The organism is Dactylosporangium siamense, from assembly GCF_016862795.1.
In the GTDB taxonomy this organism is placed as follows: Bacteria; Actinomycetota; Actinomycetes; order Mycobacteriales; family Micromonosporaceae; genus Dactylosporangium; species Dactylosporangium siamense.
The window spans coordinates 111748-133710 of sequence record NZ_BONQ01000110.1 but is presented as its reverse complement, the minus strand read 5'-3'; the positions used below and the strand labels follow the sequence as shown (position 1 = coordinate 133710).

22 protein-coding genes and 1 pseudogene are annotated in these 21963 nt (G+C 72.6%); 12 read left to right on the top strand and 11 right to left on the bottom strand.

What is annotated here, in order from left to right; all coding sequences use genetic code 11:
- Positions 1 to 60: 60 nt before the first annotated feature.
- Together Dsi01nite_RS35245 and Dsi01nite_RS35240 are read left to right on the top strand one after the other, a co-directional pair.
- A complete protein-coding gene (locus tag Dsi01nite_RS35245; protein ID WP_203850675.1) occupies positions 61 to 423 on the top strand; it encodes a hypothetical protein in 363 nt (120 codons plus the stop codon).
- A 205-nt stretch (positions 424 to 628) separates the two neighbouring features.
- Entirely contained in the window at positions 629 to 1972 is a 1344-nt protein-coding gene (locus Dsi01nite_RS35240; protein WP_203850674.1) for a carbohydrate-binding domain-containing protein, read from the top strand.
- 8 nt (positions 1973 to 1980) lie between these two features.
- Here Dsi01nite_RS35240 and Dsi01nite_RS35235 read toward each other — a convergent pair whose 3' ends face one another.
- Genes Dsi01nite_RS35235 through Dsi01nite_RS35220 form a run of 4 tightly spaced genes read right to left on the bottom strand, consistent with a single transcriptional unit; the run spans position 1981 to position 6177 of the window.
- Complete coding sequence (locus Dsi01nite_RS35235) at positions 1981 to 2835, bottom strand: SDR family NAD(P)-dependent oxidoreductase (RefSeq protein ID WP_203850673.1); 855 nt, start codon at positions 2833 to 2835, stop codon at positions 1981 to 1983.
- Complete coding sequence (locus Dsi01nite_RS35230; RefSeq protein ID WP_203850757.1) at positions 2835 to 4028, bottom strand: acetyl-CoA C-acetyltransferase; 1194 nt, start codon at positions 4026 to 4028, stop codon at positions 2835 to 2837. Before Dsi01nite_RS35230 ends, Dsi01nite_RS35235 begins: the two co-directional genes overlap by 1 nt.
- Positions 4029 to 4042: 14 nt before the next feature.
- Entirely contained in the window at positions 4043 to 4702 is a 660-nt protein-coding gene (locus Dsi01nite_RS35225) for an SDR family NAD(P)-dependent oxidoreductase (RefSeq protein WP_203850672.1), read from the bottom strand.
- Positions 4702 to 6177, bottom strand: a complete 1476-nt coding sequence (locus Dsi01nite_RS35220) for a FadD3 family acyl-CoA ligase (RefSeq protein ID WP_203850671.1) — start codon at positions 6175 to 6177, stop codon at positions 4702 to 4704. Before Dsi01nite_RS35220 ends, Dsi01nite_RS35225 begins: the two co-directional genes overlap by 1 nt.
- A 46-nt stretch (positions 6178 to 6223) precedes the next feature.
- Here Dsi01nite_RS35220 and Dsi01nite_RS35215 point away from each other — a divergent pair, with 46 nt between their 5' ends.
- From Dsi01nite_RS35215 to Dsi01nite_RS35205, 3 genes are all read left to right on the top strand, one after another.
- A complete protein-coding gene (locus Dsi01nite_RS35215) occupies positions 6224 to 7375 on the top strand; it encodes an acetyl-CoA C-acetyltransferase (RefSeq protein ID WP_203850670.1) in 1152 nt (383 codons plus the stop codon).
- Positions 7350 to 8117, top strand: a complete 768-nt coding sequence (locus tag Dsi01nite_RS35210) for an SDR family oxidoreductase (protein ID WP_203850669.1) — start codon at positions 7350 to 7352, stop codon at positions 8115 to 8117. Before Dsi01nite_RS35215 ends, Dsi01nite_RS35210 begins: the two co-directional genes overlap by 26 nt.
- A 334-nt stretch (positions 8118 to 8451) precedes the next feature.
- Positions 8452 to 10044: a DUF8189 domain-containing protein gene (locus Dsi01nite_RS35205; protein WP_203850668.1), complete on the top strand. Its 1593-nt coding sequence runs from the start codon at positions 8452 to 8454 to the stop codon at positions 10042 to 10044.
- Positions 10045 to 10342: 298 nt separating this feature from the next.
- Here the strand turns inward: Dsi01nite_RS35205 and Dsi01nite_RS35200 are convergent, their stop codons facing one another.
- A complete protein-coding gene (locus Dsi01nite_RS35200; RefSeq protein WP_203850667.1) occupies positions 10343 to 10756 on the bottom strand; it encodes an acyl-CoA dehydrogenase family protein in 414 nt (137 codons plus the stop codon).
- A gap of 210 nt (positions 10757 to 10966) precedes the next feature.
- Between Dsi01nite_RS35200 and Dsi01nite_RS58975 the strand changes: the two genes are divergently transcribed.
- The 6 genes from Dsi01nite_RS58975 to Dsi01nite_RS35170 all read left to right on the top strand — a co-directional run bounded on the left by Dsi01nite_RS58975 (position 10967) and on the right by Dsi01nite_RS35170 (position 13878).
- Positions 10967 to 11287 carry a hypothetical protein gene (locus Dsi01nite_RS58975; RefSeq protein WP_373318892.1) on the top strand — a complete coding sequence of 107 codons (321 nt, stop codon included), beginning with the start codon at positions 10967 to 10969 and terminating at the stop codon, positions 11285 to 11287.
- A gap of 597 nt (positions 11288 to 11884) precedes the next feature.
- Complete coding sequence (locus Dsi01nite_RS35190) at positions 11885 to 12658, top strand: rod shape-determining protein (protein WP_203850666.1); 774 nt, start codon at positions 11885 to 11887, stop codon at positions 12656 to 12658.
- A gap of 80 nt (positions 12659 to 12738) precedes the next feature.
- Positions 12739 to 13056, top strand: a complete 318-nt coding sequence (locus Dsi01nite_RS35185; RefSeq protein ID WP_203850665.1) for a TraR/DksA family transcriptional regulator — start codon at positions 12739 to 12741, stop codon at positions 13054 to 13056.
- Between the two features lie 22 nt (positions 13057 to 13078).
- Positions 13079 to 13312 carry a hypothetical protein gene (locus Dsi01nite_RS35180; protein WP_203850664.1) on the top strand — a complete coding sequence of 78 codons (234 nt, stop codon included), beginning with the start codon at positions 13079 to 13081 and terminating at the stop codon, positions 13310 to 13312.
- Positions 13309 to 13632 (top strand): hypothetical protein, encoded by a 324-nt coding sequence (locus Dsi01nite_RS35175; protein WP_203850663.1) that lies wholly within the window; start codon positions 13309 to 13311, stop codon positions 13630 to 13632. Before Dsi01nite_RS35180 ends, Dsi01nite_RS35175 begins: the two co-directional genes overlap by 4 nt.
- Positions 13633 to 13644: 12 nt before the next feature.
- The gene (locus tag Dsi01nite_RS35170) at positions 13645 to 13878 is read left to right on the top strand and encodes a cation:proton antiporter regulatory subunit (protein ID WP_203850662.1); all 234 of its coding nucleotides are present in this window, start codon (positions 13645 to 13647) and stop codon (positions 13876 to 13878) included.
- Between the two features lie 30 nt (positions 13879 to 13908).
- On the opposite strand, the gene Dsi01nite_RS35165 is transcribed toward Dsi01nite_RS35170, so the two are convergent.
- Both Dsi01nite_RS35165 and Dsi01nite_RS35160 read right to left on the bottom strand, forming a co-directional pair.
- Positions 13909 to 15150: a PucR family transcriptional regulator gene (locus Dsi01nite_RS35165; protein ID WP_239136397.1), complete on the bottom strand. Its 1242-nt coding sequence runs from the start codon at positions 15148 to 15150 to the stop codon at positions 13909 to 13911.
- Positions 15151 to 15735: 585 nt separating this feature from the next.
- The gene (locus tag Dsi01nite_RS35160; RefSeq protein ID WP_203850660.1) at positions 15736 to 16824 is read right to left on the bottom strand and encodes an MMPL family transporter; all 1089 of its coding nucleotides are present in this window, start codon (positions 16822 to 16824) and stop codon (positions 15736 to 15738) included.
- 788 nt (positions 16825 to 17612) lie between these two features.
- Here Dsi01nite_RS35160 and Dsi01nite_RS57635 point away from each other — a divergent pair.
- Positions 17613 to 18023: pseudogene (locus Dsi01nite_RS57635) on the top strand (GTP-binding protein); the annotation flags it as partial.
- A 74-nt stretch (positions 18024 to 18097) separates the two neighbouring features.
- Here the strand turns inward: Dsi01nite_RS57635 and Dsi01nite_RS35150 are convergent.
- Genes Dsi01nite_RS35150 through Dsi01nite_RS35135 form a run of 4 tightly spaced genes read right to left on the bottom strand, consistent with a single transcriptional unit; the run spans position 18098 to position 21924 of the window.
- A complete protein-coding gene (locus Dsi01nite_RS35150; RefSeq protein WP_203850659.1) occupies positions 18098 to 19072 on the bottom strand; it encodes an acyl-CoA dehydrogenase family protein in 975 nt (324 codons plus the stop codon).
- On the bottom strand, positions 19069 to 20220 hold the full coding sequence (locus tag Dsi01nite_RS35145) for an acyl-CoA dehydrogenase family protein (protein WP_203850658.1): 1152 nt from the start codon (positions 20218 to 20220) through the stop codon (positions 19069 to 19071). The genes Dsi01nite_RS35150 and Dsi01nite_RS35145 overlap by 4 nt, the downstream gene beginning before the upstream one ends.
- Positions 20210 to 21061 (bottom strand): SDR family oxidoreductase, encoded by an 852-nt coding sequence (locus tag Dsi01nite_RS35140; protein WP_203850657.1) that lies wholly within the window; start codon positions 21059 to 21061, stop codon positions 20210 to 20212. The genes Dsi01nite_RS35145 and Dsi01nite_RS35140 overlap by 11 nt, the downstream gene beginning before the upstream one ends.
- Complete coding sequence (locus Dsi01nite_RS35135) at positions 21058 to 21924, bottom strand: LLM class F420-dependent oxidoreductase (protein ID WP_203850656.1); 867 nt, start codon at positions 21922 to 21924, stop codon at positions 21058 to 21060. Before Dsi01nite_RS35135 ends, Dsi01nite_RS35140 begins: the two co-directional genes overlap by 4 nt.
- Between the last annotated feature and the right edge of the window lie 39 nt (positions 21925 to 21963).

Genomic DNA, 21963 nt, shown 5'->3' with positions numbered 1-21963 from the left:
TTTCCCCATCCATCCTCGCGGATGGTTGGCGCATCGCCGGAACGATTCTTGGGAGGCACCATGAGGTGGGCGTCGGCAAGGGCAGCGACGGTTGTCACCGCACTGCTGGTCGCGTCGGGTGGGTTGGTCGTGCAGTCGCCGGCGGCCTCAGCGGCTCCGGCGGCTGTGCTGGCGGCGGGATGTCCGAGCGTCAGCGGTGGTGGCTCCAGCCCGACCGCGGTGCGGGTGCTCAAGTCACCCAAGGCTGCGGTGCACACCGGTCCGGCCGCCAAGTGCGCCGTCTACGACTACGCGCCGTACGGCACCGTGGTCTACAAGTGGTGCAGCTGGTTCAACGCGTCGACGGGCAACTGGTGGTCGTACACCAACTGGGGCTGGATCTACGAGGGCTACCTCGACGGGAACCTCGAAGAGCCCTGCTGAGCTTCCGCCTGGCCGTGCGCGGCTGCGCCCGGCAGGCATCGGGGGCGAACGGGTGGGCCGGCCGGTCCCGGGTCCGGCCCACCCGTTGCGGGGCAGCTGCTCACATACCGCACGAACCTGCCCGGCGCGGCGCCGCCGCCGGACCGCCATGCCAGGTTCACCTGGGCTTCGCGGTCCGCGCCTGGACGGTTCGTACGCTCCGCCCATGCATCGATCGACGTTCATGAAACTGGCGGCCGTCGCCGTCGTGGCGGCCGCCGTGCTGCCGCCCACGGGCGCGGCGGCGGCGCCCGCCTCCCAGTTCACCGTGGTCAACGGGGCGATCCGCACGGCGACCGGCACGCCGGTGCCGCCGTCGGGGACCCACGCGTCACTGTGGAGCAACAGCAGCGTCGCCACCACCACGATCGACGGCTCCGGCCGGATCCAGATCGGCGCCATCGGCGACAACTGCGAGGGATGGCCGACCGTCGAGGTGACCGTCGACGGCGCCGTCGCCGGGCGCACCACCATCGTCAGTGCCACCAGCTACGGCACCTACCCGGTCGGGGCGGCGGTCGCCGCCGGGCGGCACGTCGTGCGCATCCAGTTCGTCAACGACCGGCAGACGGCCGCCTGCGACCGCAACGTGCACATCGCGTACGCGCGGATGGAGTTCGCCACGACGGACCCGAAGTTCAGCTTCGCCGTCATGCCGGACACCCAGCAGGAGGTGCTCAACGCCACCGACACCCGCTTCCGGCAGCGCACGACCTGGCTGGTGAACAACCGCGCGGCGCTGGACCTGCGGTTCGTGACGCACTCCGGAGACGTCGTCAACTGGGACACCCCGGACCACTCGCAATACGTGATCGCCCGCGACGCGATGCGCCCGCTGGAGACCGCCGGCATCCCCTACGCGCTCGCGATCGGCAACCACGACACCCAGGCGACCGGCGTCGGCGGCTCGGCCCGCGACCCCGCACACACCCGGGAGCTGGTCCGGGACACGACCGTGTTCAACCGCTACTTCACCGCCGCGCAGTACGGCGCCGTGCGTGGGCAGTTCGAGGCCGGGAAGGTCGACAACTCCTACTCGACCTACGAGGCGGGCGGCGTGCAGTGGATGGTGATCACGCTCGAGCTGTGGCCCCGGCCCGAGGTCGTCACCTGGGCGCGGAACGTCGTCGCGGCCAACCCGCGGCACAACGTCACGGTCGTCACGCACGACTACATCGACGGCAACGGCAACATCGAGCAGACCAACGGCGGGTACGGGGCGACCAGCCCGCAGTACCTGTTCGACAACCTGATCAGTCAGTACGCGAACATCCGGTTCGTGTTCTCCGGCCACACCGGCGTCGCCGGCAACCGGGTCGACACGGGCGTGCACGGCAACAAGATCTACTCGTTCCTGCAGACGTTCCACTCCGGCACGACCAACCCGGTCCGGCTCGTCGAGGTCGACACCGCCGCCGACTCGGTCCGCACCTGGATCACCGCGCCGTTCGACAACACGTCGTTCCCCCAGTACGACCGGACCTTCACCGGCATCGGCCTGGTGCACTAGGGACTTGCTCAGGCGCGGTGCAGGCCGACGGCACTGATCGGGCCGACGGCGCCGGAGGCGAACGCCGCCGCGACCTTCTCCACCGTCCAGGAAGGGTCCTGCACGCCGTGGCCCTGCACGACCGGGTGGGCGATCATCGACAGCTCGTCGCCGTCGATGCGGATCACCTGGCCGTGCACGGCCGCGGCGGCGTCGGTGAGCAGGTAGACGACCGCCGGGGCGTTCTGCTCCGGCGGCTTGTGCACGTTCTGGCCCTGGGCGGCGGCGCCGAGATACGCCTCGAACGCGTCGGCCATGCGGGTGTGCGCGTTGGGTGAGACGGCGTTGACCCGCACGCCGGAGCCGAGGAGGTCCGCCGCCCAGCAGTAGGTGAGCGACGCGACGCCGCCCTTGCTGGCCCCGTAGGCGCCCATCGCCGCCGACCCCGCGTGCGCGCCGGAGGTCACGTTCACCACCGAGCCGGAGCCCTGCGCGAGCATCGCCCGGATGGCGTGCAGGCCGCAGTACGCGGTGCCGAGCAGGTTCACCTCGATGACCGCGCGGAACTCGTCCGGGTCCTGCGCCGCCGGGTCGGCGAGGCGGAAGATCCCGGCGTTGTTGACGAGGCCGTCGATCGCGCCGAACGCCTCGACGCAGCGGGCGACCACCTCGCCGGCCCCGTCCCAGGTGCCGATCGTGCCGGCTGCCGCGAGTGCCCGGCCGCCGGCCGAAGTGATCTCCGCCGCCACCGATGCGGCCAGGTCGGCGTCGACGTCGTTGACGAGGACCGCGGCGCCCTCGGCCGCGGCGAGGCGGGCGTAGGCGGCGCCGAGGCCCCGCCCGGCGCCGGTGACGACGACCGCCTTGCCGTCGAGGGCGCCCATCAGGCGAGCCGCTCGATCACCATGGCCATGCCCTGCCCGCCGGCGGTGCACATGGTCTCCAGGCCGAACTGGGCGTCGCGGTGGATCAGCCCGTTGAGCAGGGTGGTGGCGATGCGGGCGCCGGTCATGCCGAACGGGTGCCCGACCGCGATGGCGCCGCCGTGCACGTTGACCCGGTCCAGGGCGGCGCCCAGCTGCCGGTACGCCGGGATCACCTGCGCGGCGAACGCCTCGTTGATCTCGATCAGGTCGATGTCGCCGATGCCGAGGCCCGCGTGCGCGAGGGCGCGGCGGGAGGCCTCGACCGGGCCGAGGCCCATGATCTCGGGGCTGAGCGCGGACACGCCGGTGCTGACGATCCTGGCCAGCGGCGTCAGCCCGAGCTCCGCGGCGCGGGTGGAGCTGAGCACGACCAGCGCCGCGGCGCCGTCGTTGAGGGGGCAGCAGTTGGCGGCGGTGACGGTGCCGTCGGGACGGAAGGCGGGCTGCAGCGCGGCGACCTTCTCCAGGGTGACCCCGGCCCGCGGACCGTCGTCGGCCCGCAGCACGCTGCCGTCGGGCAGGGTGACCGGGGTGATGTCGCGGTCCCAGAAGCCGTCGGCAAGGGCCTTCTCGGCGTTGTTCTGGCTGCGGACCGCGAACTCGTCCTGCTCGGCCCGGGTGATCCCGCAGAGCTCGGCGACGTTCTCGGCGGTCTCCCCCATGGCGATGTACACGTCGGGCAGCTCGCCGCGCGCACGGGGGTCGGACCACGGCCTGGACCCGACAAGCCCGTCGAAGCGCGGGTTGCGGGTGTCCGGCATGCCGTCGGCCTTGCCCGCCGGGTAGTGCGAGACGACCTCGACACCGGCGGCGACGAACGCGTGCCCTTCGCCCGCCTTGATCGCGTGGAACGCCATCCGGATCGCCTGCAGCGACGAGGCGCAGTAGCGGTTGACGGTGGTGCCGGGGACCATGTCGAGGCCGAGGTGCATGGCGACCTGCCGGCCGAGGTTGTACCCCTGCTCGCCGGCCGGCTGGGCGCAGCCGAGCACCAGGTCGTCCAGGGTGTGCGGGTCCAGCGCGGGGATCTTGGCCAGGGCCAGGCGCACGACCTGCGCGGCGAGGTCGTCGGCGCGCACGCCCGCGAGCGAACCCTTGTAGGCGCGGCCGATCGGCGAACGCACGGCGGAGACGATGACGGCTTCGGGCATCTGCGAGGCCTCTTTCATTGAGTGACCGTCCAGCCCCCGTCGACCGGCAGCAGGACGCCGTTGATGTAGGCGGCGGACGGGGACAGCAGGAACAGCACCGCGGCCGCGACGTCCTCGGGCCGGCCGGCCCGGCGCATCGGGTTGCGGGCGATGAGGTCCCGCCCGAGGGGCGTGTCACCGAAGCCCGCCATCCGGGGCGTGTCGATGAAGCCGGGGGCGACGGCGTTGGCGCGCACCGCGGGCGCGAGCCGGGTCGCGAGGTGGCGGGTGTATCCGGCGATCGCGGCCTTGCCCGCCGAGTACCACGCGGAGTCGGTGCCGACGAGGTTCCCGGCGACGGAGGCGACGTTGACCACCGCGGCGTCGGCGGGCGGGCCGGTGCGCAGCCACGCGGCGGTGACCGCTTCCACGCTGCCGGCGGTCGCGACGAGCCCGTCGCCGAAGCCGAGGGGCGCGCCACCGCTGGCCGGCCCGGCATTGTTGACGAGGTACCGCGCCGGCCCGGTCGTCTCCAGAGCGGTCTCGATCTGGAGCGGGTCACGGACGTCGACCACGAGACCGCCGTCGGTCGGAGCCAGGTCCCACACGACCGGTCGCAGCCCCTGCGCGGCGGCGAGGCGCACGATCGCGGCACCGATGCCGCTGGCTCCGCCGGTGACGATGACGGTGTCCATCAGGCCTCTCCGCGCAGCGTCGTCTTGAGCACCTTGCCGCTGGCGTTGCGTGGTAGCGCGTCCAGGAACACGAACGAGCGGGGCACCTTGAAATTGGCGAGGCGCTCCTTGCAGTACGCGGCGAGGTCGGCCGCCGAGACCGGGCGCCGGGGCACGACGAAGGCGCGGGCGACCTCGCCGAGGCGCTCGTCGGGCACGCCGATGACCGCGACCTCGCCGACGCCGTCGTGCCGGGCCAGGACCTGCTCGATCTCGGCCGGATACGCGTTGAAGCCGCCCACGATGAACATGTCCTTGAGCCGGTCGGTGATGCGCAGGTATCCGCGCTCGTCGAGCACGCCGATGTCGCCGGTGTGCAGCCAGCCGTCGGCGTCGATCGCGTCGGCCGTCGCCGCCGGGTCCTGCCAGTAGCCGCGCATCACGTTGTAGCCGCGCACGAGCACCTCCCCGCTGTCCGGGTCGACCCGCACCTCGACGCCGTCGATCGCCGCGCCGCAGGTGGTGGACACGGTGACGGGGTCGTCGTCGGGGCGGCACATGGTCGCGGTGCCGCACGACTCGGTGAGGCCGTACGCGGTGAGCACCGTCGCCAGCTTCAGCTCGTCCCGGAGCCGCTCGATCATCACCACCGGGACCGTCGTGGCACCGGTGACGGCGACCCGCAGGCTGGACAGGTCATGGTCGCCGCGTGCGGGATGGTCCAGCATCGAGGTGTACAGCGTGGGCGGGCCGGGCAGCACGGTGATGCGTTCCTGCTCGATCAGCCGCAGCGACGCGGCGACGTCGAACACCGGCTGCGGCACGATCGTCGCGCCCCGCAGCAGGCAGGCGATGACGCCGGCCTTGTAGCCGAACGTGTTGAAGCAGGGGTTGACCAGCAGGTACCGGTCTCCGGCGCGCAGGTCGGCGAGCTCGCTCCAGGCGACGTAGACCTCGGTGCTCTGCCGGTGGGTGAGCATGGCGCCCTTGGGCCGCCCGGTGGTGCCGGAGGTGAAGAACAGATCGGACAAATCGTCTGGCTGCACGTCAACTTCCGCGGGTTTCGCGTCGCGCACGAACCCGTCCCACCGGTCGAACGTTACGATGTCCGGCATATCCGTCTTTGGCAGGGAGTCAACATAGCGGTTGCCCAGGAAGCCATCCTCGACCAGCAGCAGCCGGGCACCGCTGCGCTCCAGGATGTACGCGGCCTCCGGGCCCTTGAAGCGGGTGTTCAGCGGCACGAGGACACCGCCGGCGGTGACGACCCCGAGCGCCGCGACGATCCACCGCCACGAGTTCGGCGCCCACAGCGCGACCCGGTCGCCCTTGCCGACACCCCTGGCGGCAAGGGCTCCCGCGAACCGGGCGACCTCCTCGGCCAGCCCGGCATAGGTGAGCCGGACCGGACCGTCGACGATCGCCTCGCGGTCGCCGTGGTGCTCGGCGCCGGCGCGCACCAGGTCCGGCAGGGTCCGGGCACTCAACGGTTCCATGCCCAGCACCTTACCAACCAAGCGCTCGCTTGGTAAGGTGCTGAACATGACGGAGGCTTACCTGGTCGAAGCGGTCCGCACCCCGGTCGGCCGGCGGGGTGGCGGCCTCGCCGGCGTGCATCCCGCCGATCTCGGCGCGCACGTGCTGACCGCGCTCATGGACCGCAGCGACGTCGACCCGGCCGCCATCGACGACGTCATCTTCGGCTGCGTCGACGCGATCGGCCCGCAGGCCGGCAACATCGCCCGCACCTCGTGGCTCGCCGCCGGCCTGCCCGACGCCGTGCCCGGGGTCACCGTCGACCGCCAGTGCGGCTCCTCCCAGCAGGCGCTGCACTTCGCCGCCCAGGCAGTCATGTCCGGCACCGCCGACCTCGTCGTCGCCGGCGGCGTGCAGAACATGAGCGCCATCCCCATCTCCGCGGCGATGCTGGCCGGCCGGGCCTACGGCTTCGACGACCCGTTCCGCGGCTCCACCGGCTGGCAGCGCCGCTACGGTGACCAGGAGATCAGCCAGTTCAGAGCCGCGGAGCTCATCGCCGCCAAATGGTCCCTGAGCCGTCCGGAGATGGAGGTGTACGCCCTGAGCAGCCATCAGAAGGCCACCGCCGCTCTCGCGCAGGGCCGCTTCGCCCGCGAAACGGTGCCGCTCGGCTCCTGCACGACCGACGAGGGCCCACGCCCGACCACCACCCTGGCCGCGATGGCGGCCCTGCCGACCCTGACCCCGGGCGGCACGGTCACGGCCGCCCTGGCCAGCCAGATCTCCGACGGCGCCGCCGCCCTGCTCGTCGCCTCCGCGCAGGCGCTGCACACCCACGGCCTGCGCCCCCGCGCCCGCATCCACCACCTGAGCGTCCGCGCCGACGACCCGGTCTACATGCTGACCGGCCCGATCCCGGCGACCGCGCACGCCCTGCGCCGCAGCGGCCTCACCATCGACGACATCGACCTGATCGAGATCAACGAGGCGTTCGTGCCGGTGGTCCTCGCCTGGCAGCGCGAGACCGGCGCCGACCCGGCCCGCGTCAACATCCACGGCGGCGCGGTCGCGCTCGGCCACCCGCTCGGCGCGACCGGGGCGCGGCTGATGACCACGCTGCTGCACGCCCTGGAGGACACCGGCGGCCGCTACGGCCTGCAGACCATGTGCGAGGGCGGAGGAACGGCCAATGTCACCATCATCGAACGCCTCTGACCCCGCCGCCCTGGTCACGGGCGGCACCCGGGGCATCGGCCGGGAGATCGCCGCGCGCCTGGCCGCCGCCGGCTACCGGGTCCTCGTCTGCGGCCGCCGCGAACCCGCCGACCTCCCGCCCGGGGTGGCGTACACCGCCGCCGACGTGCGCGAGCCGACCGAGGCGGCGGCTCTGGTCAGCGCGGCCATCGACGCGTTCGGCCGCCTGGACCTGGTCGTCAACAACGCCGGCGGCTCCCCCGCAGCGCCGGCCGCGACCGTCTCGCCGAACCTGGTGACCGCCGTCGTCCGCCTCAACCTCCTCGCCCCGTTCTTCGTCGCCCAGGCCGCGAACGCAGTCATGCAGACCCAGCCCGGCGGCGGCCTGATCGTCAACATCGGCAGCGTCTCCGCGCTGCGCCCGGCCCCCGGGACCGCCGCCTACGCCGCCGCGAAGGCCGGCCTGGAGACCCTCACCCGCGCCCTGGCCCTGGAATGGGCGCCGAAGGTCCGGGTCAACACGGTCACCGCCGGCGTCGTGCGCACCGACGACAACGCCGCGCACTACGGCGACGAGGCCGCCTTGGCCGCCGTCGCCGCGACCGTCCCGATGGGCCGCATGGCGACCCCCGCCGACATCGCCGACGCGGTGCTGCTGCTGGCCTCACCGCTCGCCACGTACCTGACCGGCACGAGCCTCCTCGTCGATGGTGGCGGCCAGCTCCCCCGCTACACCGACACCGCCCGCCCCACCACCGCCTGAGCCTCTTCCCCGCCGGTGGAACGACCGTGTCCTGACCTTGCGGCGGGTCGCGCGGCGCGCCGTTGCGCAGGAGCCGCAGCCGGCCACGCTCGTCGCCACGCTGCGACAAGGCCCTGAACTGGGACTCTGTGTCCGGTGGGTTGGCAACTGAGTGCCAGGCACGTTGGTGCCAGCCCGGATCCAGTGACGTCGCCGTTGCCGTGCCGCACAGTAGTCACATCAAGGAAATGCGCCACCGGGAAATACAACAAACGGCGGCGATTTTCTGAGACCACGAATACCGACACGGGGAGAAGTCTGCCGTGAACACGACCACCACCACCGAGGGGAAATCATGAACAAGAACCGTCTCACCGCCGCGGCCCTCACCGCCGCCGTCGCCGCCACAGCCGCCACAGCCGCCGTCTTCACCATCCCCGCCCCGGCCGCCGCGGCGAACACGCTGCGCACGTCGATCGTGAGCACCGCCCAGACCGAGCTCGCCGCGACCGGCCACAACACGGAATCACCGATGGGTTCCAACTGCAACTATTACAGCGGGAAACTCGTCACCGGTTCCAACAGTTGCAGCACCAGCGGATACCGCACCGTCGCCTGGTGCGCCGACTTCTCCAAATACGTATGGAAGACCGCCGGTGTCACCAATCTCTCCGGCCTCGACTCCTGGGCCTATTCATTCCGGCAGTACGGCATCAACAATGGCACCTGGCACGCCCGCGGCAGCGGATACACACCGCAGCCCGGCGACGCCGTCGTCTACGACTGGGACGCACCGTTCAACGGCAGCAACTCAGACATCGACCACGTCGGCATCGTCAAGTCCTACACCGGTGGAGTCCTGACCACCATCGAGGGCAACACCAGCAACATCGTCAAACAACAGACCCGCACCAACGCCCTGGGCAACACCAACATCGTCGGCTTCAGCTCACCCGTCGGCGCCGCGAACAGCACCAACGAGCCACCTCCCGCCGACGTGTCCAGGCCCGCCCCCGGCACCCAGCTCGTCAACTACGGCGCCGAGTCCCTGCACTCCTTCGAACGCGGCGCCAGCGGCGCACTGCGCCACACCTGGTGGGACGGCAACGTCTGGAGCACCGAGACGCTCTTCAGCGGCGTGCAGATCACCGGCACCCCCGTCGCCACCGTCGACTCGATGAACTGGCTGCAGGTGTTTGCCCGCAGCTCCGACAACGCCCTGCACCACTACTTCTGGAACGGCTCGACCTGGCAGCACGAGGTCATGGCCGGGGTCAGCGTCGCCGGTGACCTCGCGACCACCATCGACTCGATGAACTGGCTGCAGGTGTTTGCCCGCGGCACCGACAACTCGCTGCAGCACATCTTCTGGAACGGCTCGACCTGGCAGCACGAGGCCATCGCCGGAGTCACCATCGCCGGGAACCCCACCACCACCTACGACTCGATGAACTGGCTGCAGGTCATGGCCCGCGGCACCGACAACAGCCTCCAGCACATCTTCTGGAACGGCTCGACCTGGCAGCACGAGGCCATCGCCGGAGTCACCATCGGCGGCGACCCCACCATCACCATCGACTCGATGAACTGGATCCAGGTGATGGCCCGCGGCACCGACAACTCCCTCCGGCACGTCTACTGGAACGGCACCGCCTGGGCCCACGAGGCGATCTCCGGGGTCACCGTCACCGGTGACCCGGCGATCACCGTCGACTCGATGAACTGGATCCAGGTGATGGCCCGCGGCACCAGCAACTCCCTCCAGCACATCTTCTGGAACGGCACCGCCTGGGTCCACGAGACGATGCCCGGCGTGACCATCGCCGACGACCCGACCATCGCCGTCGACGCCGCCAACTGGGTCCAGGTCATGGCCACCGGCACCGACAACACCCTCCAGCACATCTTCTGGAACGGCAGCATCTGGCAGCACGAGTCCCTCGGCTGACCCACACCCAACCCTGAGGCCCCGGTCATCCGACCGGGGCCTCGGCTGCGTGAGCCGGGTTCCGGCGGGCCGCGGGAACAGTGCCGGCGCCGCCTTCCAGGTGGCGTAGGCGGATTCGAGCCGCGCCAGCTCCTCGGCGGTGCCGATGGCGGCGCGGTGCTCCGGCCGCTCGGCGTGTGGCCACGGCGGCGACGGTGGCGACAACCCGCCAGGAGAACGACACGCCGGGACTTTCGGGCCGGCCCCGGGTTCTGAGCCGACCTCGACCGGCCGGAAGCGGAGGTTCCCGGTGCAAGACTCAGAGATCACTGCGGGAGAGCAGGCGGCGGCGCAACGTCACGGGGTCGCCGGCGAGGAGGCGGTTGGCGGTGGCGCGTTTCAGGTAGCGGTGGGCGTCGTGCTCCCAGGTGAAGCCGATCCCGCCGAGCAGCTGGATCGACGCGCGGGTCACCGTGTACGCGGCCTCGGTGGCGATGAGCTTCGCCAGCGGGGCGGCGGTGGCGAACTCGGGGGTGCCGGCGGTGTCCAGGGCGAACCACACCGACGACACCGCCTGCTCCAGCTGGACGTGCAGGTCGGCGACCCGGTGCCGCAGCGCCTGGAAGGTGGCCAGGGGCACGCCGAACTGCGTCCGGGTGCGCAGGTGCTCGACGGTGACCCGGAGAGCGGCGCGGGCGACGCCGACCGACTCGGCCGCCAGGGCGGCGTGCAACGGCACTGGCGTACGAAGCCTTCTTCGACGCGCTGCCCGACACACTCGTATCGGCCGCGGTGCCCGCTTCCGAACAGCTGACCCTCACGTTCACCACCACCCGGGTCCTCCTCCCCTGGGCGGGTTGCCCGTTCCAGGCCAACCGCGACGCGTCCGTCCATCACCCGCTTCGCCGCGCTGCTCGACCAGCTCCACGACCTGGACGGCACCGTGATCACCGCCGACGCGCTGCACTGCCAACGCGACCACGTCACCTACCTCGCCCAGCGCGGCGCCCACTGGATCTTTACCGCCAAAGGCAACCAGCCCACCGTGCACCAGCAACTCGCCGGCCTGCCCTGGCGACTCGTCCCGGTCGACCGCACCACCGACCGCGGCCACGGACGCCGAGAGATCCGCACCACGATCACGAGTCCTACGGACGGCGGGACATCCTTGACGGCCGCCATTCCGATCCGACACGCCGACCCGTCCGCTTCCCCCGCTCGGGTCAACGCTGCGGTGAAGGCAGATTCGCCAGGTGGACGTTGACGCTGACGACGGTCGTTCCCTCGATCTCGCGGCCGCTGCCACCCCGGCGTTTTCCGCATCGACTGCAGGCGTCGCGGTTCTGATGGCCGGCAGCTGCGGGCCGCCGTCACGGCCGCAGACACGTACGACTCTGCGAGCGGGCCGGCGCCTGCCTGGGGTTCGCGGGGACAGCCGCTCGCCGCCCTGTTCGTCGGCCCGGGGTCGACGACATTGCCGGTGGTCGGCAATCAGAGCGGCGTGAGGTTTGCCGACCGCTCACGATGTCGGCCGCCGGCCGGTCGCCGATGCTGGAGGTTCCTTCGGTACTACGCACGCGGGGTGGTGATCATGGCGACTGGTGTGGTGCACGGCGGGCGAACCGCTGTCCCGGTCGCCGCATGCCGCGCGTCGAGGGGACGGCTCGGACTCGCGCGCCCGTTGCGGCCGTCGTCACCGCCCGGCCCCGGCCGGCACGGCGTGACGACCGCCGTTCGCTGACCGCCGGTCCGTCTACAGCCGCACGCGGTAACCCTCGGTCGATTGACCCGTGGCCCGTGCGGCCCGGCAATCCCCCGTCCCCGTCATGGGCCGCGTCCTGGCATCCGAGAGGAGAGCCCCATGTTCACCCAGCTTTCCGGCAACGCAGCACCGCACGAGCCTTCGGCCGTCGGGCTCGACCTCGGCGGCGCGAGCACCAGGATCTGGGCATCGGGCCACGGCCTGCTGCAGGTCGGCTATCCCGGGACGCCGAGGACGCCGGGTCATGGTCCGGTCGTCCGGGGCCGGATCACCGACCCGGAGGCGATGTGGGCGTTGCTGTCGGGCCTTCGGACCGGCCGGCGGCGCCCGCTGCCCGGCGGCGCCGTGATCGTGGCGTGCCGGCCCGTGGGCAGCGACCCCCAGCTGGAGGCGGTACGCGGCCTGCTGACGGCGGCGTTCGAACCGGCACGGCTGCTGTTCATCGACACCGTACGCGCGGCCGCGATCGGTGCGGACGCGGCCTCGGCGCCGCTGCTGATCGCCGACATCGGTGCGCACCTGACCGAGGTCGCCGTGCTCGCGGACGGCGTGACCGTCGCGGCCCGGCGGCGCGATGTCGGGCTGCACGACGACACCGACGGGCCGGACCCTGACGCGGCCGTCGTCACCGCCGTCACCGACCTCGTCCGTCACGTGTGCCGGCAGGCCGGTGACCGCGAGGCCATCGCCGCGGCGGTCCGTGGTGGCCTGCTCCTCGTCGGTGGCGGTGCGGCCCGGCCGCGGCTGGCCGCCCGCATCGCCGGCGCCGCAGGCACCCCGGTGCGCCGTCCCGCCGCACCGCATCTGGCCGCGGCACGTGGCGCCGGCCTGGCCGCGCTCGCCGCACTGCGCCGCAGCGCCGTGCGGTTCTGACCGGCGCAGCACACCAGTTCCGTCACGCCGGCCCGGACCGGCGCGGCACACCGTTTCCGACACGCTGATGGGAGATCCACATGAACGTCGACACCGGCCCGAGCATCGACACGGTGCGGCAGACGCTGCAGGATCAGCTGCGACAGCACACCGCGACCCTCGCGGCCCTCGTCGCCGTCGGCGCCGACCCGAGCGCCACCGGCGAGGACCCGCACGCGATCGCCACGCGCACGGCCACGGCCCGCCGCGCGATCGAGGAGGTCACCGCCGCGCTGTCACGCATCGCCGAGGGCAGCTACGGCCGTTGCGAACGCTGCACCGGCCCGATCCCCGCCGAGCGGCTGGAGATCCTGCCACACGCCCGGCTCTGCGTGCCCTGCCAGGCCAGCGGGTGCTGACCGTCCGCCGCCGAGCGCTCCCATGAACGAAGAAAGCGAGGCCATCATGCCGCAGGCCACCAGCCCCGTCGATGCGATGCTGCACGAGCAGCTGGAGTCGCAGTTCGCGCTGCACGTGGCGGGGCTGACGGCCCTGACGAACCGCCCGCGCAGGACGGCCCAGGACGAGGCCGCGATCGAGGCGGCACGTGCGGCGGTCGCCGAGACAGCCGATGCGATCCGCCGGATCGCGACGGCCACGACGGCCCGGCCATGACAAGCGTCCTGAGCAGGCAGCGGGAGCTCGAGGTGTTGCGGGTGCTGCTGTACGAGCACCGCGACCGCTGCCGCACCCAGCTGCGCCTGCTCAACCAGCCACCGCCGGACGGCGACGGCGGCACCGAACAGCCGGCGCTGGCCGCACTCACCCGGCGTCGGCTCCGCGACCTTGAGCACGCGTTGGACTCGTTCGAACGCGGCCGCTACGGCGTGTGTACCGCATGCACGGCCGACATTCGCATCGACCACTTGCTCCGGCAGCCGGCGGCGAGCCGCTGTCCCGGCTGCGCCGACGCCGATCACCGGCACCGGATGTAGCGCGGAGCCCGCATGGAGATCGAACGGATTTCACTGCCCGGCATCGGCACGTGCCGGTCGTTCACCAGTGCCACCGGGCGCCGCGTCACCGTCATCGCGCACCACGCCGGCGGCCGCCGAGAGCTCATCCACGGCGCCGGCGAACCGGACGGCTGTTGCCGCCTCACCCTCACCCGGGAAGAGGCGATCGTCCTGGCCGGGCTGCTCGGCGTCTTCGACGTCACCGGCGACCGGGAGCCGCGCTGAACGCCCTCGCGCGTTCCGGCTGCCGACAGGTCAGGTCGTGCTCCTGCGGGTCTCGGCCGGCCAGCTGAGGAGCTTGGCGCCGAGGACCGCGGCCTGCAGGGTGAACCGGTGGGCGGGGTCGGCCGCGTCGTAGCCGGTGAGGGCCTTGACCCGGCCCAGGCGGTACGTCACGGTGCGCACCGATACGTGCAGCCGCTTCGCGGACTCGGTGGCGACCCCACCGGTGGCGAAGTAGGCGTCCAGCGTGTCCAGCAGCGGCCCGACACCGACGCGGGCCTGCAGCAGGGGGCTGAGCACGGCCGCGACCAGGTCGACGATGGCAGGCTGGTCGCGCAGCAGGACGCGGTACACGAGCAGGTCGTGCGCGGTGATGACGGGCTTGTCCACGTGCAGCCGTCCCGCCATGGTCAGGGCTTCGCGGGCCTCCTCGTAGGAGCGGGCGATGCCGTACAGGCCGGGGTGCGGGCGGCCGACCGCGACCCGCCACGGCCGTCCGTGCCGCAACCGCTCGAGCTCGCCGTGCATCAGCTCGCCCAGCTCGCTGTCGCGGCCCGCGGGCACGGTCGCGCCGGCCGCGGCGGGTTCGGCCGGAGCGAGGACGACCAGGAGGTGCTCCTTGGTGGCGACGAGCACGTCGCGGTCGCCGAGCCGGTCGAAGATGACCGCCTCGAGGGCGCTGATCGCCGCGTCCGCGTCCGGCAGCCGCCGGCTTGGCGCGGCCAGCGCCACCTGGTGTACCTGGGCAAGGTCGAGCCCGAACGGTTCCGCCCGTTCCACCACGCTGCCCAGGTCGGAGTCGCCGCGCAGCAGGTCGTCGACGAGTTCCCGGCGCAGCGCCTCCTCCCGCCTGACCAGGTCCCGCCGCGCGACCGCGTAGCCTTCGGCGAGCGTGGCGACGGCGTCGTCGATGACGTGCAACACCGCGGCCGCCGCGGCCCGCACGACCTCGCTGTCGCCGGAGCGCACCACCATGGGCAGGTCCTGCCACAACCTGCGGGCCGCAGACAGGTACAGCTGCACCACCCGTCCGGCGGAGATGCCCTGCTCGGCGGCCTGCCGGCCGAGCAGCGCCACCGCGTCGAGCTCGGCGCGTTCGGGCCGGCGGCCGCTGACCGCCGCGTCGGCGAGCATCGGCAGGTAGTCGCCGAGCAGCTGCACCGGCACGCTCCCGGCGTCCCGAGCGGCCGCGGTGGCCACCTCGTCCAGCCACACCTGCTGCGCCGGCGGTGCCGTGGCCGTGCCGGTCGACTCCCGCCGACTGCGGTCGGCCACACCCCACCTCCCACTGACGTCCAGCCGCCGGGTCATCCTGGTCGGCTGTCCGCGAGAACACCGGCCGCTGACTGCCGGCCAGCGGCAGTTTAGCCCCGGGTGTGGTTTGCGTATCGCGGGTGATGGCCGACATCGCCGAACCGGGTGGGACCCGGGTCACTCCACCCGACCTCACCGCCGACGATCCGGCACTCGTCACCCGACCACGGTGTCCGGTGCACCAGGGCCGCCCGGAGTCCGGTGCAGAGCTCCTCCAGTTGAGTCACGCTCCGTGGACGCCGACCGTCATGACGAACGATGGTTCCCCACGCACTCATATCGCCGAAGAGGCCGAGGTCGCCGCACACGCCGAATGGGTCGATGTCATGGGACCCTCCTTCCCGCGCTGCTTGCGGTGCAGGCCTGAGGCCAGTTCGACCTCGAACATCGGCTCGGGGTCGGTCAGGGCGAAGTGCAGGCCGAGCACGGGTGGCGGCCCGAGACGCACCACCGCGCCGACGCCGCCGCCCGCTACGGACGCACCGACGCCGGCTCGCCGGCGTCGGCTTCATCACCGCGACCCGGACGGGCAGCGAGGTGACGGTGTCAGGCGCTGCTGGGTGATTGAGCGGAAACGAGGCCCGGCTGGGGCGCTTCCGGCCCGCCGTCCGCGTCACCCGCCGACTCGCGGATGCCGAAGCGCCGGTACACCCGCAGCAATGGCGACGGCAGCCACCAGTTGGCCCGGCCGAGCAGCCGCATCGTCGCCGGGACCAGCAGCGCCCGGACGATCGTCGCGTCGACGACCAGGGCGATGATCATGCCGACGCCGATCATCTTGATGAACGAGATGCCGCGGGTGGCGAAGCCGCCGACCACGACGATGAGCAGCAGCGCGGCCGAGGTGATGATGGCGCCGGTGCGCTGCAGGCCGGTCGCGACCGCGGTGGTGTTGTCGCCGGTGCGGTCCCATTCCTCGCGGACCCGGGACAGCAGGAACACCTCGTAGTCGGTCGACAGGCCGAAGAGGACGGCCAGGACGAGCACCAGCTGGCTGGCCTCGAGGTCGCCGGTCGGGGTGAAGCCGAGCAGGTCGCTGAGGTGCCCGTCCTGGAAGATCCAGACGATCGCGCCGAAGGACGCGCCGATCGACACCAGGTTCATGAGCACGGCCTTGACCGGCAGGACGAGCGAGCCGAAGGCCAGGAACAGCAGCACCATCGTGCCCGCCGCGGCGACGAGCGCCATGTACGGCAGCCGGCCGCCCAGACTTTCGAGGCGGTCCTCGACGTCCGCGGCCTCTCCGCCGACCAGCACCTGCGCGCCCGCCGGGGCCGGCAGCGCGCGGACGTCCAGGACCAGGTCCCGGTTCAGCGGCCCGGCGTAGGCGACCGTGACGACCGACGACGCACCCTTCGTCGCGGTGACCGTCGCCTGGGTCACCCCGCCGAGACGGCCGATGTCGCCGGCGAACGCGTCCGCGGCCGCCCGGTCCGCGCCACTGACCAGCACCGTGAGCGTGTCACCGCCACCGCCCGGGAACTCGGCGGCGAGCCGCTCGGACACCACGCGGCTGGAGGTGCCCGGCGGCAGGACGCGTTCGTCGGCGGCGCCGAACTCCGCCCGCAGGAACGGCGACGCCAGGACGGCGAGCACGAGCACGACGGCGGCGAGCACCGGGACCGGCCGGCGCATGACGGCGTGCGCGATGCGGGCCCACGCCCCGCCGGTCGTGCTCTGCTTGCCGTTTCGGCAGCGGTACGCGCAGCGCGTTGATCCGGGTGCCGAGCAGCGCGAGCACCGCGGGCAGGACCGTCAGCGCGACGAGCATGCCGACGAGGCCGACCTGGACACCCTGATCGTCTACTTCGCCGGGCACGGCCGGACCGGGCGCCGTGGGGAGCTGTACCTCAGCCTTCCCGACACCCATCCCGACGAGCTCGAGGTCAGCGCACTGGCGTACGACCTGGTGCGGCGTGCTCGACAACAGCCCGGCGAACAATCGGGTCGTCATCCTCGACTGCTGCTTCAGCGGCAGCGCCATCGCCACCATGGGCGACGACCTCGCCGACCACCTCGGCATCGCGGGCACCTGCGTCCTCACCGCGACCCATCCGAACGCCTTTGCGATTGCCCCGCCCGGCGCGCGGCACACCGCCTTCACCGGTGAACTCATCGACCTGCTGCGCACCGGCGTCCCGGGCGGGGCGGAGCTGCTCACGATCACCACGGTCTTCAACCGGCTGGCGCTGTCGGCCCGCACCAAGGGTCTGCCCGCACCGAACCAGCGGGGCACCGGCACCATCGGGGACCTGGCCCTCGCCCGCAACGCCGCGTATGCGCCGCCCGAACGTGCCCCGGAGACCTGGGTGGGCCTGCTCCAGGAGGCCGTCACCAATCGGCCGGGCGATGACCCCGCCGTCGACCTGACTCCCCCACCGGTCCCGCAGTCCCCGCCGCTCCGGCGACCATCGCCCAAACCCGTGCGGCGGCGGCCCTCCCCGAACAAACCGCACCTCACGATCGGCACGCTCGGCCACATCGACCACGGCAAGACGACGCTGACCTCGGCCATCACCAAGGTCCTGCATGACCGGCTCCCGGGCGTCACCGCGTGCACGCCGTTCGACGAGCTCGACAGCGATCCGGAGGAGATCGCACGCGGGATCACGATCCACACCGCGGAGGTCGAATACGAGAGCGACTACCGGTATTACACGCATCTCGACTTCGCTGGCAACCCCCGCTACGTCCGCGGGAATACCGGAGACGTGGCCCGGCTCGACTGCGGGATCCTGACGGTGGCCGCGACCGACGGTCCCATGCCGCAGACGGAGGAGTACGTCCGCATCGCCCGCGAGGTCGGCGTGCCGCACTTCGTCGTGGCGCTCAACCATGGACGCGCGCTGTCGGCGACCTCATGGGCGCGGTGGAGTACTCGGTCCCGGTCCGCCACCAGTGAATGGCGCTACAGGTCGGCGCGGGAGAGCAGGAGGCGGCGCAACGTCACGGGGTCGCCGGCGAGGAGGCGGTTGGCGGTGGCGCGTTTCAGGTAGCGGTGGGCGTCGTGCTCCCAGGTGAAGCCGATCCCGCCGAGCAGCTGGATCGACGCGCGGGTCACCGTGTACGCGGCCTCGGTGGCGATGAGCTTCGCCAGCGGGGCGGCGGTGGCGAACTCGGGGGTGCCGGCGGTGTCCAGGGCGAACCACACCGACGACACCGCCTGCTCCAGCTGGACGTGCAGGTCGGCGACCCGGTGCCGCAGCGCCTGGAAGGTGGCCAGGGGCACGCCGAACTGCGTCCGGGTGCGCAGGTGCTCGACGGTGACCCGGAGAGCGGCGCGGGCGACGCCGACCGACTCGGCCGCCAGGGCGGCGTGCAGCAGATCGTGGGCGTGCGAGGGGTTGCGGGACACGAGCCGGCCGGGTGCCTGCCACAGCACGAGGGTGCCCTGGCCGCGGGTCTGGTCCAGGGTCGGCTGAGGGCGCACGTCGGGGTCGGTGACGGCGAACAGCGCGGTCCCGTCCGACACCATGACGACGCCGGCCGACGCGGCGTCCAGGACGTGCGTGAACGAGCCGTCGAGAACAAACGTGTCGCCGGAGGGGCGGGCGGTGCAGGTGCCGTCGAGGGCGACGGTGCCGATCAGGTCGCCGGCGGCGAGCGCGGGCAGCAGGTCCGCGGCGGCGGGCAGGGACGGGTCGACGGCGAGGGCTGCGACGGTGGTGGACAGCAGCGGCGCGGTGAGCAGCGCGGCGCCGGCCTCCTCCAGGACGATGCCGACCTCGACGAGGGACGCGCCGAAACCGCCGTGTTCCTCGCCGATCGCGAGGGCGGTGAGCCCGAGCTCGCCGGTGAGCCGGGCCCAGTCGACGCCGGCCCCGGCGCCGGTGGTGAAGAAGTCGGCGACGCTGGCGCGCAGCGCGTCCTGTTCGGGGGTCATCGCTGCACCCGGCCGAGGACGCGGTCGGCGACGATGTTGCGCTGGATCTCGTCGGAGCCGCCGTAGATGGTGTCGGCGCGGGTGAACAGGAACAGCAGCTGGGCGTCGGTCAGGTCGTACGGCGCCGCCGAGGCGACGGTGGACGCGGCCCCGCCGACGTCCATGGCGAGCTCGCCGAGGCGCTGGTGCCAGCCGGCCCACAGCAGCTTCGCCACCGAGGCGCCGGTCGGGTCCGGTGACGTGGCCGACAGCGCCCGCAGCGCGTGGTGGCGCAGGCCCTGCAGCCCGGCCCAGGCGTCGGCGATGCGGTCCGCGACGACGGGATCGTCGAAGGTGCCGTTGGCGCGGGCGATGGCGACGACGGCGGCGAGCTCCCGGGCGAAGCCGAGCTGCTGGCCGAGGGTGGCGACGCCGCGCTCGTAGGACAGGGTGCTGGTGGCGACCCGCCAGCCGTCGCCGGGCGCGCCGACGACCAGGTCGGCGTCGGTGACCGCCTCGTCGAAGAAGACCTCGTTGAACTCCGAGGTCCCGGTCAGCTGCACGATGGGCCGCACGGTGACACCGGGTTGAGAAAGAGGCACCAGCAGGTAGGACAGGCCGGCCTTGCGGGTGGACGCGGGGTCGGTGCGGGCGAGCACGAAACACCAGTCGGCGACGTGCGCCAGGGACGTCCAGACCTTCTGCCCGCTCACCAGCCAGCGACCGTCGGCAAGGGTCGCGCGGGTGCGGACGCCCGCCAGGTCGGAGCCGGCACCGGGCTCGGAGTACCCCTGGCACCACAGCTCCGACGCACTGGCGATCGGCGGCAGGAAGCGGCGGCGCTGCGCGTCGGTGCCGTGTTCGATGAGGGTCGGGGCGAGGAGGTACTCGCCGATGTGGCTGAGCCGGCCGGGGCCGCCGGCGCGGGCGTACTCCTCGAAGAACACCACCTGTTCGGCGATGGTCGCGCCGCGGCCGTAGGGTGCGGGCCAGCCGAGGCCGATCCAGCCGGCGGCGCCGAGGACCCGCTCCCATTTCGCCCGCAGCTCGAGGTGCTCGTGTTCGCGGCCGGGGCCGCCGGTGCCGACGAGCGGGGCGAACTCGCCGGTCAGGTGCTCGCGCAGCCAGGCCCGGATGTCGGCGGCGCGCAGCGAAACCTCAGGCGCCATAGACGGCCGCCGGAGCAGGTGCGCGCGACAGCAGGTCACGGACGACCGGGCCGAGCTCGTCGGGGTGCCAGCGACGGCCGGCGTCGCGGGTCTCTCCGTGCTGCCAGCCGCCGGCAACGCTGACGCTGCCGCCGGAGACTTCGAAGACGCGGCCGGTGACGTCGCCGCTGTCGGCGCCGGCGAGCCAGACGACCAGCGGCGACACGTTCTCCGGCGCCATCGCGTCGAAGTCGGCACCAGACAAAGGGGCGCGCATGGCGTCGGCGAACACGACCTCGGTCATCGCGGTGCGGGCGCTGGGCGCGATGGCGTTGACGGTGACGCCGTAGCGGGCCAGTTCCGCGGCGGCGACCTGGGTGAGGGCGGCGATCCCGGCCTTGGCGGCGCTGTAGCTCGCCTGCCCGACGCTGCCCATGAGCCCGGCACCGGAGGTGGTGTTGACGACCCTGGCGGCGACGGCCTCGCCGGCCTTGGACCGGGCCCGCCAGTGCGCGGCGGCGTGCCGCAGCGGGGCGGCGGTGCCCTTGAGGTTGACCCGCATGACGGCGTCCCACTCGTCCTCGGCGAGGTTGACGACCATCCGGTCGCGGGCCAGGCCGGCGTTGTTGACGAGGGCGTCGAGCCGGCCGTGTTCGGCGACGGCCGTGCCGATGAGGGCGGCGGCGAAGTCCCAGTCGGCGATGTCGCCGGGGACCGCCACCGCGCCGGTGAGCGCGGCCACCTCCGCGAGGGCCCCGGCGTCCAGGTCGTTGAGGACCAGTCGGGCGCCGGCCGAAGCGAACGCCAGGGCGTGGGCGCGGCCGAGGCCTTGCGCGGCGCCGGTGATCACTACAGATCTCATACTCGCAGGACCTCTCGCTGATACCGGCGGACCTTGTCGCGCACACCCACCGGATCGTTCGGGTCGGCGCGGATGACGACCCGGGCGACGCCCAGGGAGCGCAGTGTCTCGAGGTCGCCGACGTTGCCCGGGGCCCGCATGGTGATCTCGATGTCGTCGATGCTGCGACCGGCGGCGGCGCACTCGGCGCGCAAAGCCCCCAGCAAAACGGCGAACCGGTCGCCGGTGACGCCGAGGGGGTACCAGCCGCTGCCGAAGCGGGCGGCGCGGCGGACCGCGGCCATGGAGTGCCCACCGACGACGATCGGCACGCCGCCGGGCCGGGTGGGCCGGGGGCGGCTGTGCACGTCCCGGAACGAGACGAACCGGCCGGTGTAGGCGGCGGGCGCCTGGGTCCACAGGGCGTGCATGGCGGCGAGGTGCTCGTCGGCGCGGGCGCCGCGCTCCTCGAACGGCACGCCGACTGCGTCGTACTCCTCGCGCAGCCAGCCGACGCCGATCCCGGCCAGGAGCCGCCCGCCGCTGAGCACGTCCACGGTCGCGAGCCGTTTCGCAAGGTCGACGGGGTGGTGCTCGGGCAGGATGAGCATGGCGGTGCCGAGGCGCAGCGTCGTGGTGCAGGCGGCGGCGAACGTGAGCCAGTGCAGCGGGTCGGGGACGTCGTCACCGGCGCCGAGGCTCATCCGGCCGCCCGGGTCGTACGGGTAGACCGAGGTGTAGTCGTCGGGGACCACGACGTGTTCGACGGCCCAGACGGACTCGCAGCCGAGGTCTTCGAGCAGCCGGACGAAGCGGGCGGTGGTGGCGGGATCGGCGGCGCCGGTGCCGCCGAGGACGGGCATGACCCCGAGTTTCAGCTCCACGACAGCTACTCTACCAAACGCTTGCTTGGTAACGTAAGC